This window comes from Clostridiaceae bacterium HFYG-1003, assembly GCA_024579835.1.
Taxonomy (GTDB): domain Bacteria; phylum Bacillota; class Clostridia; order Clostridiales; family Clostridiaceae; genus JG1575.
On the sequence record CP102060.1, the window covers coordinates 3,289,513 to 3,306,897 of the forward strand.

Annotated in this window: 16 protein-coding genes; all 16 read left to right on the forward strand. The window is 54.0% G+C overall.

The genetic code is table 11. The annotated features are described in order from the left end of the window. Window positions 1-494 precede the first annotated feature (494 nt). The 16 genes from cdaA to NQU17_14870 all read left to right on the forward strand — a co-directional run bounded on the left by cdaA (window position 495) and on the right by NQU17_14870 (window position 17,275). Window positions 495-1,349 (forward strand): diadenylate cyclase CdaA, encoded by an 855-nt coding sequence (cdaA, locus tag NQU17_14795; GenBank protein UUM11859.1) that lies wholly within the window; start codon window positions 495-497, stop codon window positions 1,347-1,349. Then, entirely contained in the window at window positions 1,316-2,536 is a 1,221-nt protein-coding gene (locus NQU17_14800; GenBank protein UUM11860.1) for a CdaR family protein, read from the forward strand. The genes cdaA and NQU17_14800 overlap by 34 nt, the downstream gene beginning before the upstream one ends. Window positions 2,537-2,619: 83 nt before the next feature. Next, window positions 2,620-4,227 carry a hypothetical protein gene (locus tag NQU17_14805; GenBank protein UUM11861.1) on the forward strand — a complete coding sequence of 536 codons (1,608 nt, stop codon included), beginning with the start codon at window positions 2,620-2,622 and terminating at the stop codon, window positions 4,225-4,227. A 208-nt stretch (window positions 4,228-4,435) separates the two neighbouring features. Next, window positions 4,436-5,530 carry a butyrate kinase gene (gene buk, locus NQU17_14810; protein UUM11862.1) on the forward strand — a complete coding sequence of 365 codons (1,095 nt, stop codon included), beginning with the start codon at window positions 4,436-4,438 and terminating at the stop codon, window positions 5,528-5,530. Then, complete coding sequence (gene ptb / locus NQU17_14815) at window positions 5,514-6,428, forward strand: phosphate butyryltransferase (GenBank protein ID UUM11863.1); 915 nt, start codon at window positions 5,514-5,516, stop codon at window positions 6,426-6,428. Before buk (NQU17_14810) ends, ptb begins: the two co-directional genes overlap by 17 nt. Window positions 6,429-6,430: 2 nt before the next feature. After that, entirely contained in the window at window positions 6,431-7,495 is a 1,065-nt protein-coding gene (gene buk, locus NQU17_14820; GenBank protein UUM11864.1) for a butyrate kinase, read from the forward strand. A gap of 297 nt (window positions 7,496-7,792) precedes the next feature. After that, window positions 7,793-8,461, forward strand: a complete 669-nt coding sequence (locus NQU17_14825) for an ATP-binding protein (GenBank protein UUM11865.1) — start codon at window positions 7,793-7,795, stop codon at window positions 8,459-8,461. A gap of 18 nt (window positions 8,462-8,479) precedes the next feature. Further along, window positions 8,480-8,689, forward strand: coding sequence for a 4Fe-4S binding protein (locus NQU17_14830; protein ID UUM11866.1), 210 nt, complete (start codon window positions 8,480-8,482; stop codon window positions 8,687-8,689). A gap of 12 nt (window positions 8,690-8,701) precedes the next feature. Then, window positions 8,702-9,766, forward strand: a complete 1,065-nt coding sequence (locus NQU17_14835) for a 3-methyl-2-oxobutanoate dehydrogenase subunit VorB (protein ID UUM11867.1) — start codon at window positions 8,702-8,704, stop codon at window positions 9,764-9,766. Window positions 9,767-9,788: 22 nt separating this feature from the next. Beyond that, window positions 9,789-10,547 (forward strand): thiamine pyrophosphate-dependent enzyme, encoded by a 759-nt coding sequence (locus NQU17_14840; GenBank protein UUM13535.1) that lies wholly within the window; start codon window positions 9,789-9,791, stop codon window positions 10,545-10,547. Further along, window positions 10,548-11,078: a 2-oxoacid:acceptor oxidoreductase family protein gene (locus NQU17_14845; protein UUM11868.1), complete on the forward strand. Its 531-nt coding sequence runs from the start codon at window positions 10,548-10,550 to the stop codon at window positions 11,076-11,078. It begins immediately after the preceding gene. A 534-nt stretch (window positions 11,079-11,612) separates the two neighbouring features. Then, a complete protein-coding gene (locus NQU17_14850; protein UUM11869.1) occupies window positions 11,613-12,542 on the forward strand; it encodes an ABC transporter permease in 930 nt (309 codons plus the stop codon). A 2-nt stretch (window positions 12,543-12,544) separates the two neighbouring features. Continuing rightward, window positions 12,545-13,498, forward strand: coding sequence for an ABC transporter permease (locus NQU17_14855; GenBank protein UUM11870.1), 954 nt, complete (start codon window positions 12,545-12,547; stop codon window positions 13,496-13,498). 12 nt (window positions 13,499-13,510) lie between these two features. Continuing rightward, entirely contained in the window at window positions 13,511-14,524 is a 1,014-nt protein-coding gene (locus NQU17_14860; GenBank protein ID UUM11871.1) for an ABC transporter ATP-binding protein, read from the forward strand. Beyond that, window positions 14,514-15,566, forward strand: a complete 1,053-nt coding sequence (locus NQU17_14865; protein ID UUM11872.1) for a dipeptide ABC transporter ATP-binding protein — start codon at window positions 14,514-14,516, stop codon at window positions 15,564-15,566. Before NQU17_14860 ends, NQU17_14865 begins: the two co-directional genes overlap by 11 nt. Continuing rightward, window positions 15,566-17,275: a peptide ABC transporter substrate-binding protein gene (locus NQU17_14870; GenBank protein ID UUM11873.1), complete on the forward strand. Its 1,710-nt coding sequence runs from the start codon at window positions 15,566-15,568 to the stop codon at window positions 17,273-17,275. The genes NQU17_14865 and NQU17_14870 overlap by 1 nt, the downstream gene beginning before the upstream one ends. The last annotated feature ends 110 nt before the right edge of the window (window positions 17,276-17,385 follow it).

A 17,385-nucleotide genomic window follows, 5' to 3' on the forward strand; every position in this document is an offset into this window, starting at 1 on the left:
AGCCCCCGGGAGAAAAGTCAGTTCAGCCTGAAAGAAGGAGCAGTTTCTATGGTTATTATACTGTAAATTTGCTGTTTTCAAGAAATATGTCCGAAACACTCTCATTTCAAGCTTTCTTCATAATGAAGCGATCTCTGGCTGTCGAAATCATACTTCCGATCCGGGAAGCATAAGGTGATCATTGTCAAATTAAATGGAGGGGAATTTGTAAAAAAGATGATTGTAATATTCTCGGATTCCATCAAGTGAATGTAAGGTTCACTCATTCTTGCCAGGAATGAATATTGGATTAGACAGGGGTGTTATGGATCGGAACATTTATAGTATCATTCTGGCAGTGGTTAATATAAATATTGCAGCTGATGCGGAAATCCATCCGAGTTTGTCTGGAACCGTGAGCTTTTCAAGGTTCTTTTACTTTTCTTTTGGTTTTCATCCGGTTGGTTGTTATAATGGAAATAGATTATTTACGACTGGGAGGAAGAGGTTTTACTATGGAAAAATTCGATATGATCAAAAACACTCTGCTGAACCTCAGATTTGCCTCCATCATTGAGATCCTGATCGTTGCCTGGCTGCTGTACAAGCTGTACTGGCTGATCCGGGAGACCCGGGCGGAGCAGCTTCTGAAAGGAATACTCATTATTCTCGCCCTGATTCCCATTTCCTACATTTCCAACATGACCATGCTCTATTTCCTGCTCTCCCGGGCGATAACGCTGGGCGTGCTTTCCTTCGTCATCATCTTCCAGCCGGAAATCCGGCGGGCACTGGAACATCTGGGGCGGTCAGCCTTCAACGATCGTCACATTACCCCGGAGGAGCGGGCCTGGGAGGAAATGATTACTGAAATTGCCACGGCGGTGGAGAGCATGAGTCAGTCGAAGACCGGCGCGCTGATTGCCATTGAGCAGCAGACCATGCTGCGGGAAATCATCTCGACCGGAACCATGATTGACGCTAAAGTTTCCGCGCCCCTGATGGAGAACATTTTTGTTCCCAATACACCGCTGCATGACGGAGCCATGATCATCCGGAATGACCGGATCGCCGCCGCCGGCTGCATGCTGCCGCTGACGACTTCCAGCGAGATCTCCAAGAAACTGGGCACCCGTCATCGCGCGGCCATCGGACTGACGGAAGTATCGGATGCCGCGGTGATCGTGGTATCGGAGGAAACCGGGGTAATCTCCCTGGCGCTGAACGGAAAACTGGTCCGAAACTATGACAAGGACCGCTTGAAAGCCATATTGTTGAAGATCTTGTTTAAAAAGCAGCTGAAGGACGAAGAATCGATGAGAGAGAAGGTGAAAAAATGGCTAAAAGACAAGTCAACGACCTCCTCATAAAGATTTTATGCATCATCGCTTCCATCGCTCTGTGGGTGTTCATCATCAATACAACCAATCCGCCGCAGCGGATGACGTTCAACAACGTATCCGTCCAAGTCCAGAATGCGGATACCCTGCTGGCCAAGGGGCTGATCCTGGTGCCAAACCAGCAGCTGACCGTGCGGGTGCCGCTGGAAGGGCCGGCGAATGATCTATACTCCATTAATGCCGATGCCATCAATGTCACGCTGGATGTGACGCAGCGAGCCCTTAAGGTCGGGGAACAGGAAGTTCAGGTCACGTATGTTCAGACTCCCTCCGGTGTCAATCTGACCGGATCCAATCCGGCGGTGAAGCTCCAGGTCGATGAATACCTGAAAAAACCGGTGGAAATCAAGAAGGACCGCCTGATCTACGAGGCCGCTCCCGGCTTCTATGTGCCCGAGCCCCAGATCGATACGAATTTTGTCACGGTGTCCGGCCCCAAGGCCAGCGTCGATCGCGTCGCTGCCGTCAAGCCGATCTCCGAGAAAAAGAACATCAGCCAGCTGGCCCGGGAAGTGCTCAAACTGGAAGCGCTTGACTCCGACGGTCAGATCGTGCCCAACGTCACCCTGTCCGAAAGCTATGTCGAGGTCACTTATATTCCCCAGCCGGTGAAAGTCGTGCCTGTTACTGCCATCTGGGACGGTGTCAACGCCAGCATCAACCTGGTCCGGATTACCGCCGAACCAACCACGATCCGCATCACCGCCAAGGAAAACATCCTGAAAAACATTTCCGAAGTGGAAACCGGATCGCTGAACATGGAACTGATCGAGCCGGGTGAAACCCGCCGGGCCATGCCGCTGATCCTGCCCATCGACGTGATTGTGCTGGATGACGCGAATAAGCCGAAAGAGGCCATCGTTGATGTGGTTACGGTTGCCGAACCCATCACCACCAAGACCGTCACCAAGAATGTCACCCTGACCGGCCAGCCCGCCCAGGGAACCGTGACGCAGGTGCCGATTCCCATAACGGTGACCATTTCGGGCACTCAGACCAAACTCAATGAACTGAGTGATTCCCTGATCATCATTACCGCCGACGTGACGGGTCTGGATTCCGGTACGCACAAAGTTCCGATCAAAGTCGACCTACCCAAGGATTACACGTTAATCAAGACCAGTCCTGAAACCGTCGACATCACCATCGAACCGTAAGGTTGTCGCTCTGAGACCATGCATCGCATGGTCTCAGCCTGTCTAACGGATTCATCCTGCCAATTTCACGAAAGGAACCAACCATGATCTTAGTACGTGATCTGTCACTACATATTGAAAAAACCGAGCTGGAACGCGAAGCTTTGCTGGGCGAACTATGCCGCCGCCTGGAGGTATCGGATTCAGCCATCGACTCCTTTCGGATTCTGAAAGAAAGCGTTGATGCCCGTAAAAAGGAAGATATCTATTTTAACTACCAGGTACTGGTGTCCCTGAAGGAGGAAGCTGCCTATCTCGCGGCCGGATCCCTGCCGTCCGGTGTCTCGCCCCATTATGAAGAGGTCAGCGAACCGGTGGTACCGGGCGAGGCGCCTCTGATCGGCCGGATCATCGTCGTCGGCTTCGGCCCGGCCGGCATCTTTGCCGGGTTGACGCTGGCCCGGGCCGGCTATCGGCCTCTGATCTTAGAGCGCGGCCCGGCCATGGCAGAGCGGACCAGCGCCGTGGAACGGTTCTGGCAAAACGGAGCGTTCGATCCGGCGGCCAATGTACAGTTCGGCGAGGGCGGCGCCGGAGCCTTCTCCGATGGCAAGCTGACCACCCGGATCCGTGACCTTCGGGTCGAACAGGTGCTCAGCGCGCTGACCGGGGCCGGTGCTCCCGAGGAAATCCTGTATCGCAACAAACCTCATGTCGGAACCGATCTGCTCAAGGGCGTGGTCATGAATCTGCGCCGGGAGATTCTTCAGCTGGGCGGAGAGATTTGCTTTTCGACCAGGCTGCTTGACCTGCGGACGGCGAACGGACGGGTGACTCACGTCAACGCCGGCGGTAACTGGATTCAGGCGGCTGCGCTGATCCTTTGCCCCGGGCACTCCGCCCGCGATACGTATGAAATGCTTCATGCCCATGGCGTCGCCATGGAGAGCAAAGCCTTCGCGGTGGGACTGAGGGTGGAACATCTGCAGGCGGAGCTGGACCAGAACCAGTATGGCGTCTGGGCATCCCACCCCAAGCTGCGGGCATCCGAATACAGCCTGACGGCCAATCTGCCCCAGGGCCGCGGTGTTTATTCCTTCTGCATGTGCCCCGGCGGCCAGGTCGTCAACGCCTCCAGCGAGGACGGACTGCTGTGCGTCAACGGCATGAGCTATCATGCCCGAGACCTGACCAACGCGAATTCGGCGGTGGTGGTGTCCGTATCGCCCGCCGACTTCGGGACAGCACCCCTCTCAGGGATCGCCTTCCAGCGTGAGCTGGAGCGGACGGCTTTTCGCATGGGGGGTTCCGACTGGAAAGCGCCGGTGCAGCTGACTTCTGATTTTCTGAAAAATCGCGTCAGCCGGGACTTAAAGCAGGTGTATCCTTCCGTTACGCCGGGCTTTGCCTTCGCGCCGCTCCATCAGGCCCTGCCTTTGGCAGTGACAACCAGTCTGCAGCAGGCCCTGCCCCTTTTCGGCCGCCGGATCCGAGGCTTTGACAAGCACGGACTGCTGACCGGAGTGGAAGCCAGAACCTCGGCGCCGCTGCGGATTCTGCGCGGCGCGGATCTGCAAAGTCCTTCGCATCAGGGACTTTATCCCTGCGGCGAGGGAGCCGGATATGCCGGCGGAATCGTCAGCGCGGCAGTGGACGGAATCAAAGCGGCCGAAGCCGTAATTCGAACCGGGCGTCCGACCGACTCTGAATGACTTTGCATTTATGAGGCGGCAAGCCCGCTGATTCGTTAAAAACACCGGGTGAGACACCGGGGTTTATTAACGAAATTATATTGTTATTATCACCCTTTGCAACCGGCGAAAGCCGGTTGGTTTTTTTTGAAGAGCGCCGGTAGATATGACTTTTTGAAATCTGATATGATAGATGGGTGAAATCAATTGCAAGCAAGGGGGAATCTGAATGAGTTTAATCCTGACGATCAATCCGGGATCCACTTCCACGAAAGTGGCAGTGTTCCAGGATGAAGTGGTAGCCCATGAAATATCCTTATCCCATTCCATGGAGGAATTAAAGCAATACGACGATATTTCAGACCAGAAGCCAATGCGTGAAGCAGCGATCCAGGACTGGCTCAAGTCAATCGGCATTGCGCCGCAGGACCTGGATATCATCGTTTCCCGGGGCGGTCTGGTTCGACCCATTCCCACCGGCACGTACGAAGTGACCGACTTGATGATCGAGGATCTCAAAGCGGGATATTCCGGAATCCATGCCTCCAACCTGGGCGCTCAGATTGCCCGGGATCTGGCCAAAGCCGGCGGCATTCAGGCCTATATCGCAGATCCGGTAGCCAGTGACGAAATGGAGCCCGTGGCCCGGCTGTCCGGACTGCCGGAAATCACCCGGCGCTCGAACTCGCATTACCTGAACATGAAATCCGTGACGCGCCGCGTCTGCAAGGAGAAGGGCTTCGATTTTCAGAAGGATAACTTCATCATCTGCCACCTGGGCGGCGGCATCTCGGTAGCTCCTCAGCAAGCGGGACGAGTCATCGACACCAACAATGCCAATGAATCCGGTCCCTTCTCCCCGGAACGGGCAGGCAGCCTGCCGGTGGGGGATCTGGTCAAGCTGGCTTTTTCCGGCAAATATACGGAAAAGGAACTGCTCAAGAAGATCATCGGCGGCGGCGGTCTCATGGGGTATTTAAAGACCAATGACGGACGCAATGTCGAAGCTATGATCGCCGCCGGCGATCACAACGCGGAGCTGATCTTCCGGGCCATGGGCTATCAGATTGCCAAGGAAATCGGTGCGTCCGCCGCGGTTCTGGCCGGGGATGTCCGGGCGGTCATTCTGACCGGCGGACTGGCCTATTCCAAACGGCTCATTGAAACGATCCGGGAGTATGCCGGATTCATCGCGCCGTTTATTGTAGAACCGGGCGAGGATGAGATGAAGTCCCTGGCGGAAGCCGGACTGCGGATCCTGCGGAAGGAAGAAACCGCGAAAAACTATGACTTGGAGGCAAAAAAACATGATCAGATCCTTTGATGAAGTATTCCAGCAGATTAAGGCACTGCCCGACAAAGTAGTGGCCGTGGCAGCAGCGGAGGACGAACCGGTTCTGGAAGCGGTCAGTTTCTGCAAGGCCAACGGACTGGCAGATGCCATTCTGGTAGGGGATGAGCCCAAAATCCGGGAAATCGCCAAGCAACTTGACATGGACCTGACCGGCTGGCGCATCATCCATGAAGCCGACCCGGCAGCGGCGGCCCTGAAAGCAGTGGAACTGGTGTCCAGCGGTCAGGCGGACATGCTGATGAAGGGCCTGATCGATACGAAGAATTTCCTGCGGGCCGTCCTGAACAAGGAAGTCGGGCTGCGCACCGGCAACCTGATCACCCATGTCGGCGTGTTTGACCTGCCGCCTTACGACCGCCTGATCTATATCACCGATGCCGCTTTTTCCATGTATCCGACCCTCCAGCAGAAGGTTGGCATCATCAACAACGCGGTGAAGCTGGCTCATGCCCTGGGCAATGAGAATCCCAAGGTTGCGCCGGTCTGCGCCGTCGAGGTTGTGAATCCCGATATGCCGGCGACTCTGGATGCAGCGGAGCTGACCAGAATGAATGAAGCCGGAGAGATCACCGGCTGCACCGTATACGGGCCACTGGCGTTTGACAATGCCATTGACCAGGAAGCAGCCACCCACAAGAAAATCAGTCACCCGGTGGCTGGCAATGCCGATATCTTCCTGATGGCTAACATCGAAGCCGGCAACGGAGTATTCAAAGCGCTGACCTATACGTGTCAGGGCGAGCGTCACGGGGGCATCCTGATGGGAGCAGCCGCTCCGGTCATCGTGACATCCAGAGCGGATTCCTTTGAAGCCAAAGTCAATTCCATCGCTCTGGCATCTTTAGCAGCCATGGGAGGAAAGAAGTAAACATGAAAAGAGTATTAGTAATCAATCCGGGATCAACATCCACCAAGATCGGGGTCTATGACGATGAGCAGCCGGTTCTGATCGAAACGCTGCGCCATTCCGCCGAAGAGATCGCTCAGTTCGCGAAAGTGGCGGACCAGTTTCATTTCCGAAAGGATGTCATCCTGAAGGTTCTGGAGAAGAACAATATGGATCTCAAGACACTCCATGGAGTGGTCGGCCGGGGCGGACTGTTCAAGTTCATCCCATCAGGCACCTATGCCGTCAATGATGAGATGGTCAAGGATGTGCTCAATCCCACCAAGGGCGAGCATGCCTCCAACCTGGGCTGTCTGATTGCCCGCGAAATCGGTGACGAGCTGGGCATTCCTTCCTTTATCGTGGATCCTGTAGTCGTGGATGAACTGGATCCCCTGGCAAGAATATCGGGAATGCCGGAGATTGAGCGGGTATCGATTTTCCATGCCCTCAATCAGAAGGCGGTAGCCCGGCGCTATGCCCATGCCATCGGCAAGGCGTATCAGGATCTGAACCTTATCGTGGTTCACCTGGGCGGGGGAGTATCCGTCGGCGCTCACGAACAGGGACGCGTCATCGATGTCAACAACGCACTGAACGGGGAAGGACCTTACTCGCCCGAACGGGCCGGCGGACTGCCGGTGGCCGATCTGGTGAAGCTGTGCTACTCCGGCCAGTATACCCAGGAGGAGCTGCTGCGCCGGATCACCGGCCAGGGCGGCGTGGTCGCCTATCTTGGCACCAACAATATGATGGAAGTAGAAGAACGCATGGCAGCGGGCGACGAAAAGGCCAAACTGGTCTTTGAGGGAATGGCCTACCAGACCGTCAAGGAGATCGGTGCCTGCGCCTGTGTCCTCAAGGGGAAGGTGGATCAGATCATTCTGACCGGAGGCATCGCCTACTCCAAGCCAATGACGGACTATATCACCCAGCGGGTAAGCTTCATTGCCCCGGTCACCGTCTATCCGGGCGAAGATGAGCTCCTGGCCCTGGCTCAGGGCGGCCTGCGCGTCTTGAACGGAGAAGAGGAAGTCGCTGTCTACTAGACCCTTTGCGAAAGAATTTCAATAAATACGCCGAACCCTCGGGAAATCCAAAAAGCCATTGGTATTTTTGTGAAAAATGTATTTATTGATTTTCTTTTTATCATGGATTGACAACCTTTACATTCCAACCTGATAACATTTGACCATCGCTGATGAACATTTGATTCAGGAAGCATATGGTATAATAAATATTAATAAAGAAATTATCTTTTTGATTTCAATCTCGAAATTAGTGAATTGATAATTTCTATTGTAAAATTAGAATAGGTTAATAAACCGTACGGAAATGAGGTAGGAATGAAACGCATCAATCTGTTTACAGGCCATTTCGGAAGCGGAAAAACCGAAATCGCCATCAACTATGCCAGGAAACTGAAGCAGGAAGGAATTGCCAAGGTCACCATTGTAGACCTGGACATTGTCAATCCGTACTTCTGCTCCAGGGATCTGGAAGATGAACTGAAGGAAGAGGGAATCCGCGTGATCTCCCAGGGCCGACACCTGGCCAATGCCGAACTGATGGTCGTTCCGGCAGAGGTTATGGCTGCCTTTCAGCAGAAGGACCATACGGTAATTTTTGATGTAGGCGGAGATGACATGGGTGCGACCGCTCTCGGCCAATACAACCGTTTCTTTCGGGAAGAAGACTATGACATGTTCTTTGTCGTCAACATCAATCGCCCGCTGACCCGGGATCTGCCCGGCGTCAGGGAATATCTGGACGCCATTGAGCATTCATCGCGTCTGAAGGTATCCAAGCTGGTCAACAACACCAACCTGGGCACAGCTACTTCATTAAGCGACATACAGGCGGGAGAACAGCTGATTCGTCAGCTGTCGGAACAGACCGGCCTGCCTCATGCCTTTACGGCTGTGCGGCGGGATCTGGCCGAAGAAGCCCGCAGCGTTGTCGCCGGGGAAATGATTCCCATCGATATTACCATGAAGCCACCGTGGGTGGATTAATAAGGGGGGAAAGTAAAAATGCCAAGAGTGAATTTCAGGGAAGATCGCTGCAAGGGTTGCGGTCACTGTGTGACGGTCTGTCCGGTGCACATTATATCCTTTGCTGACCGGCTCAACGACAAGGGATACAAGCCAGCCACCATCCGGCCGGAACTGATGGAACAGTGCATCGGCTGCACATCCTGTGCCCGCATGTGTCCGGATCTTTGTATTTCAGTGTATAAATAGGGGGATAGCTAAATGGGAGAAAAAGTACTAATTAAGGGAAATGAAGCCATTGGCGAGGCGGCGCTTCGTGCCGGCTGTCAGTGTTTCTTCGGATATCCGATCACACCGCAGACGGAAGTTGCGGCCTACATGGCAAAAAAGATGCCGAAAATGGGACGGGTGTTCCTCCAGGCTGAATCTGAAGTAGCTGCCATCAACATGGTATACGGAGCCGGCGGCGCCGGAATCCGCGTCATGACGTCCTCCTCTTCCCCAGGAATCAGTTTGAAATCTGAGGGAATCTCATACATCGCCGGAGCCGAAGTGCCCTGCGTCATCATCAACATCGTCCGCGGCGGCCCGGGCCTTGGCTCGATTCAGCCGGCACAGTCCGACTACAATCAGGCAACCCGCGGTCTGGGACACGGTGACTTCTTTGTTCCGGTCCTGGCACCGGCTTCGATTCAGGAAATGGTTGATTTCATCGGAGAAGCCTTCGATATGGCCGACCGTTACCGCACACCGGTCATGGTCATGGGCGACGGCATGCTGGGACAGATGATGGAACCCGTGGAATTTGCGGATGTCGAAGAACGGGAACTGCCCGTGAAGGAATGGGCAGCCAACGGACTGGGCGATCGCAAGAAGCACAATGTCATCAACTCCCTCTTCCTGAAAGCGGATGAGCTGGAGAACCACAACATTCATCTGTTCAAGAAATTTGACGCCATCAAGGCCAATGAAGTTCGCTACGAACTCTACAACTGTGACGATGCCGACCTGATCCTGGTTGCCTACGGCACCACCGCCCGGATCTGCAAAAATGCGATCCGTCTGGCCGAAGCCGAAGGTCTCAAGATTGGTCTGGTCCGTCCCATCACCTTATGGCCCTTCCCCTTTGAAGCATTCGAAAAGACTGTGAATTCCACAAAGCATGGCTTCCTCTCCGTTGAAATGTCCATGGGACAGATGGTGGAAGATGTCAAGCTGGCTGTCCTGGGCAGAAAACCGGTTGGCTTCTACGGCCGTGCCGGTGGAATGATCCCGACCCCGGACGCGATCCTTGAAAAAATCAAAGCAATGGTAGGAGGAAACTAAGATGCAGATGGAAAAACAAGAAGTGAAAGTGCTCTTCCAGCCTACCAAAGCTCTGCTTGACGTACCGACCCACTACTGTCCGGGCTGTACGCACGGCCTGATCCACCGCCTGGTGGGAGAAGTTCTGGAAGAACTGAACATCATCGAAAAGACCGTCGGAGTCGCTCCGGTCGGCTGCTCGGTTCTGGCTTACGACTATTTCGCCTGTGACATGTTCGAAGCGGCCCACGGCCGTGCTCCGGCAGTCGCCACCGGCATCAAGCGCTCCCTGCCGGATCGCGTGGTCTTCACGTATCAGGGAGACGGCGACATTGCGGCCATCGGAACAGCGGAAGCCGTTCACGCGGCAGCCCGCGGCGAGCAGATCGTTACCATCTTTGTCAACAACTGCATCTACGGCATGACCGGCGGCCAGATGGCTCCGACGACTCTGCCCGGTCAGGTGACGGAGACTTCACCCTATGGCCGCGACACAGCGACGCAGGGCTTCCCGATCCGTTTCTCCGAAATGATCGCTCAGCTCGAAGGAGCTCATTACGTTGAACGTGTCTCGGTTGACACGGTGCCCAACGTGGCAAAAACCAAGCGTGCCATCAAGAAGGCCTTCCAGAATGCCATTGCCGGCAAGGGCTATAACCTTGTTGAGGTTCTGTCGATCTGTCCCACCAACTGGGGATTGAATCCGCAGGAGTCCATGGACTGGCTGAGAAACAACATGATTCCATTCTACGAACTGGGCGTGAAAAAAGACAAAGATGCCCAGGTGAAGGAGGCGAAATAAATGGCACAGCAGGAAATCATATTTGCCGGCTTCGGCGGACAGGGCATCCTGTCCATGGGGAAATTCCTTGCCTACGCGGGAATGGATGAAAATATGAAGGTCACCTGGTGTCCGTCCTACGGCCCGGAAATGCGCGGGGGAACAGCCAACTGTTCCGTGATCCTGTCCACCGATGAGATCGGCTCCCCGGTTGTTACCAGCCCGGACACGGTCATTGTCATGAACCGGCCTTCCTTCGACAAGTTTGAGCCCACTGTCAAACCGGGTGGTCTTCTGATCATGGACGCAGACCTGATTCCGGATGAGTCCCTGCGGACGGATATCCGGGTGATCCGGATCCCATCCCAGACCATCGCTCAGGAAATCGGCTCCAAGACCATTGCCAACATGGTGCTTCTGGGCGCCCTGGTGAAAAATACAGGAATTGTCCCAACCGAAGCGCTGCTGAAATCTCTGAAGGAACATGGAAAAGAGAAGTTCTATGCCGCCAATGAGAAGGCAATTCAGAGCGGAATGGGATTCACCGTATAAAATAGCCGCCCAGGCTGTTATCCAAAGAATATATATTTATTAGTTATATCAGCACTCAGTCCGATTTAAGGATCGGATCTGGGTGCTTTCTTTGCATTAATATGCAGAAAATAATGAGATATGCAATAAAATATTCAATGAAGTGGTGGATGATTAACCACTTGGCAATGATGAATGGAAGTCTATGAAAATAACGTGGATTTGTGCCGTAATAATTATAAATACCCAAAATAAATGAACTAAATTTTAAAAGAGCTCATTTTTCAATTGTGAACTGCGTTCATAAAATTAACTTGACCATTAACAGTTTGTACAAAATTAAACCGATTGAACCCCCCTAATTTTATAGTTTTTCATTTTAGGGCTCATTATTTAACGAATTGCCGTTAATTGATTATAGAATTAGAAACATGATTTGAGTAAACGATACGATATTGTGAATACCGCAATGTCATTTTGACTTTTAAGGGCGCTAATGCAATAATAAGCCTATCGATTCGACAACTCACTGTACTGGCTAAGGGGGAAGATTTAATGTCCAAGTACATCATCAAGCGACTGATCATGAGTCTGATCACGATCTGGCTCATCATTACCCTGGTATTTTTCCTGATGCGACTGATGCCGGGCAGTCCGTTCACCAGTGAACGGAATGTACCGCCACAGGTTCTGGAAAATATGAAAGCGCAGTTCGGCATGGACAAGCCATTGCTCGAACAATACTTCATGTACATGAAAGGCCTGTTGCAGGGCAACCTGGGTCCCATGCTCAAGAAACCGGGCCGCATGGTCTCCGACTACATCGCCTATCTGTTCCCGGCTTCCGCCAAACTCGGTGCGGTGGCAGTCATTCTGGCCATGGTCATGGGCATGCTGCTGGGCATCCTGGCTGCCTTTAATCAGGGCAAGATCATTGACCGTATCGTCATGATCATCGCCACGGTGGGAATCTCGGTTCCGGGATTTGTACTGGCCTCTCTGCTGCTCCTGTTCATCGGCCTGAAACTGGATCTGCTGCCCGTCACGGGCCTCAGTTCCTGGAAGCATTACATCCTGCCTTCCATTGCTCTGGCGGGCTATCCCATCGCCTTTATCGCCCGGCTGACGCGATCCCGACTCTTGGACGTCATTAAGGCGGACTACATCCGGACGGCCCGGGCCAAGGGAATTCAGGACAGCAAGGTCATCTGGAAACACGCCTTGCGCAATACCCTGATCCCGGTAGTAACCTATGTCGGACCCCTGGTGGCCGGCGTTCTGACCGGATCCTTCGCGATTGAGGGAATCTTCTCGATCCCGGGTCTGGGCCGTGAATTCGTTTCGGCGATTCAGCAGCGTGACTACACCATGCTGCAGGGCGTCATCATCTTCTACGCGACCTTCCTGATCCTCCTGAATTTCTTCACGGATATTCTGTACGTCGTCATTGATCCGCGGATCAAGCTTGACGGATCGGAGGCCTGATCGTGAGTAACTTACATGCAGATTATGTGATTGACAATCTCAACGCGGACGCTTTTGACCGCATCCAGGGCAAAAGCCTGGATGCCGAAGAAATCCTTCGTCCGGCGACGACCTACTGGCAGGATTCCTGGCGGCGGTTCAAGGGCAACAAACTGGCTCTGCTCAGTCTCCTGTTTATCATTATTGCCAGCATCTCGGCGTTTCTCGTACCGATCCTGTCAAAGTATGACATCGCTACGGTGGATTTCTCCATCATGAACCTGTCGCCCAATGCGGAGCACTGGTTCGGAACGGACTTCTACGGCCGCGATATCTTCGTCCGGGTTCTCTATGGCATGCGGATCTCTCTGGTCATTGCCTTCGCGGCTACGATCCTGAACCTGGTCATCGGTGTCCTCTACGGCGCCATCGCCGGTTTTGCCGGTGGTCGAATCGATGCTCTGATGATGCGGTTTGTCGATATCCTGTACTCCGTGCCCATGCAGATCTATGTCATTCTGATCATGGTGGCCATGGGGGACAACAAGGCAGGCATCCTGCCCATCGTCATCGCGCTGGGCGTTGCGTCCTGGCTGTCCATGGCGCGGATTGTCCGCGGTGAAACCATGCAGCTGAAGGAATCGGAATTTGTTCTGGCGGCCAAGACGCTTGGCGCCACCAACCAGCGAATCCTGTTCAAGCACCTGCTGCCCAACGCCATGTCATCCATTATCGTAACGGCGACACTCTTGATCCCGTCCGCCATCTTTACGGAGTCCTTCCTGTCCTACATCGGAATCGGAATTTCTCCCCCAGAGGCCTCCCTGGGTACCCTGGTATCCGAAGCGATGCAGATCTACCAGCAGCAGCCCTATCAGCTGATTATTCCGGCCTTGGCCATTTCATTGATTATCTTTGCTTTCAACTTACTGGGTGACGGATTGCGCGACGCCCTGGATCCGAAAATGTCACGTTAGGAGGGACAGATGATGGGAAATTTACTTGAAATCAGAAACCTCCATACGAACTTCTATATCCATGCCGGCACCGTCCAGGCGATCCGCGGAGTGGATATCGACCTGAACCGCGGCGAGGCCATAGGCATCGTAGGCGAGTCGGGTTCCGGAAAATCGGTGACCATGATGAGCGTCATGCGTCTTCTGGACGCCAACGGCAAAGTGACCGAAGGCAGCATCAAGTTTGACGGCAAGGAGCTGACCAAGCTCAGCAATGAGGAAATTCGAAAAATCCGGGGTAATGAGATCGGCATGATCTTCCAGGACCCCATGACCAGCCTGAATCCGGTGTACTCCATCGGCTATCAGCTGACGGAACCGCTCATGGAGCATCGCGGCATGAGCAAAGCCGAGGCCCGCAAAGTGGCCATTGAAATGATGAAGAAAGTCGGGATCCCCAGCCCTGAAAAGCGGCTGAAGCAGTATCCCCATGAATTCTCCGGCGGAATGCGCCAGCGCGTCATGATCGCCATGGCCCTGATCTGCGAACCGAAGCTGATCATCGCCGACGAACCGACGACGGCACTGGATGTAACCATCCAGGCGCAGATCCTGGAGCTGATGAAAAAGCTCAAGGAAGAAACCGGCACCTCGATCATTCTGATTACCCATGACCTGGGCGTCGTAGCCGACGTGTGCAGCCGCATCAATGTCATGTACGGCGGCACCCTGGTGGAAAAAGGCTCAGTCGATGATATCTTCTACCGGCCTCATCACCCCTATACGGTGGGCCTGCTCAATTCAGTGCCTAATCCCAAGGCCGGCTCCAAGGAAAAGCTGATTCCCATCGAGGGAACCCCGCCGGACCTGATCAAGCCCCCCGCGGGCTGCCCCTTTGCTGCCCGCTGCTCTCACACCATGAACATCTGCCTGACCAAGCGGCCTCCGCTGTTCCCGGTGGGGGATGCCCATGAAGCAGCCTGCTGGCTCAACCATGCCAATGCACCCAAAGTCGAGCTCAGAGGAGGTGAGGACAATGGAAAATAAACCGAACGTCCCGACCGCCTCAGCGACGGATGATGTCATGCTGGAAGTCCAGGAGCTGTGCAAGTACTTCCCTGTGAAAACCGGAATCTTCAATGCCAAGGACACCTTCGTCAAAGCCGTGGATAAAGTTTCCTTCAAGATCCGCCGCGGCAAGACCCTGGGTCTGGTCGGCGAATCCGGCTGCGGCAAAACCACCGCCGGCCGGACCATCATCAAGCTGTACAAGCCGACCTCCGGCCGAATCATCTTCGACGGCAAGGATATCACCGACTACAGCCAGAAGCAGATGGAACCGATCCGCCGGGAAATGCAGATGATCTTCCAGGATCCTTACGCATCCCTCAATCCCCGGATGACCGTCGGTGACATCATCGGCGAATCCATCGACATCCATAAGATCATGAAGGGCCCTCAGCGCAAGGAGCGCATTGAATATCTCCTGCGCAAAGTCGGCTTAAACAAGGAACATATCAACCGCTATCCTCATGAATTCTCCGGCGGTCAGCGCCAGCGCATCGGAATTGCCCGGGCTCTGGCAGTGGAACCTAAGCTCATCGTCTGCGACGAGCCCATCTCCGCTCTGGATGTATCCATCCAGGCTCAGATCATCAACATGCTGGAAGAGCTGCAGGAAGAATTAGGTCTGACCTACTTGTTCATCGCCCACGATCTGTCCATGGTCAAGCATATCTCCGATGACATCGGAGTCATGTATCTTGGTCAGCTGGTGGAAGTAGGTGAAGCAACTAATGTATATGACACCCCAATGCACCCCTACACCAAAGCACTGCTGTCCGCCGTTCCGATTCCGGATCCCGAAACGACCCGGAAGCACCAGCGGATCGTGCTGCAGGGCGAACTGCCGTCACCCATCAACCCTCCTTCCGGATGTCATTTCCGGACCAGATGCCCCCATGCCATGGAGATCTGCGCCAAGGAACAGCCGCTGCTTCTGGAAGTGAAAGGCACGGGCCGCGATGTGGCCTGCCACCTTTACCGTGACCAACAAGACTACGCAAAGAACAACAAGGAGGAAGTTTAATGAACAGACAGTTACTCAAGGTAGCTTCTATCGTCTCCACCCTGACCATCACCGCATCCCTTCTGGCAGCCTGTACGCCGGCGGGCAACAACACCACCGCAGCAAACACCGGAACCACGACTCCGGGAACCACCACAGGTTCCATCGTCAAGTACAACCTCGGGGCTGACCCCAAGACTCTGGATCCCGCGCTCAATACCGCGGTGGATGGCGGAACCGTCCTGCAGAACCTCTACGAGGGTCTCATGAAGACGGACGAAAACGACCAGCCGATCGCCGGTATGGCAGCATCCCATGAAGTCTCGGCAGACAAACTTGTTTATACCTTTAAACTCAGAGACGCCAAGTGGTCGGATGGACAGCCGGTCAAAGCCGGAGACTTTGCTTACGCATGGTTCCGTGCTCTGGATCCGAATACCAAGCCCGCCGCTTCTGAATATTCCTACCAGCTGTTCTATATTAAGAACGCTGAGAAATTCAACAAGGGAGAAGCTAAGAAAGAAGATGTCGGCATCGAAGTCGTTGACGACAAGACTCTGAAAGTAACCCTGGAAGCTCCCTGTGCCTATTTCCTGGCGCTGATGGCATTCCCGACCTACTTCCCGGTACGCCAGGACATGGTCGAAAAAGATGTCAACCTCTGGTGGGACAAGAAGGAAACCCATGTTTCCAACGGACCATTCAAGTTTGAATCCCACGCTCAGAAAGCAACCCTCGTGCTGAAGAAGAACGAGAACTACTACAACGCAGCCAATGTAAAGCTTGATACCATTGAAATGCACCTGACCGATGACGCCCAGACGTATCTGGCTGCCTTCAAAAAGGGTGAAGTTGACATGATCGAGTCCCCCCCACCACAGGACATCCCGGCCATGATCAAGGATGGCACCGCGAAAGTTCTGCCTTACCTGGGAACTTACTTCTATGTCATCAACATGAGACCGGAACTGAAAGAAAAGAACGCCGCTGTCTATGAAGCGCTGAACAAGCCGCAGGTTCGCCGGGCTCTGGCACTGGCCATCAACAAACAGCAGATCGTAGACAACGTCTCCATGGGACAGCAGATCCCGGCCTGGGGCTATGTGCCAATGGGCATCAAGGATGACAAGGGAAATAACTTTGCCGAAGCCAAGAAATACCTCGACAAGGCAGAAGGCGACATCGCCGAAGCCAAGAAACTGCTTGGCGAAGCCGGCTATCCGGATGGAAAAGGCTTCCCTACCATCACTCTGAAATACAACAACAGCACCGGACATCAGAACATCGCAGTTGCAGTACAGGCTATGTGGAAACAGAACCTGGGCATCGATGTACAGCTGGCCAACGAAGAGTGGGCTGTATTCCAGACTTCCCGTATCAACGGCGACTATGAAATCGCAAGACACGGCTGGATCGCGGACTACAATGACCCCATGACATTCCTTGACATGTGGGTATCCGGACAGGACAACGTTGCCATCTGGGGCAACAACGACGCTCATTACGACAATCCGGAGTATGACAAGCTCATCGCTTCAGCCAAGATTGAACTTGACGCGGCAAAACGGACACAGATGCTGCATGACGCCGAGGCTCTTCTGATGAACGACCTCCCGATCATCCCCATCTACTTCTACACCAACGTCGTAGCCTACAAGGATTACGTCAAGGGTGTCAGAAAGTCCCCGCTGGGCTTCCTGTTCTTTGAGAATGCATCCATCCAGAAATAATCAAACACTCAAAAGGCTCCCGCTTCGGGGGCCTTTTTTCCATGGACTCCACTCCGTGACCCCCTGATTTTTTAAACCGGGGGTCACGGAGCGCCCGGATGGGGATATAA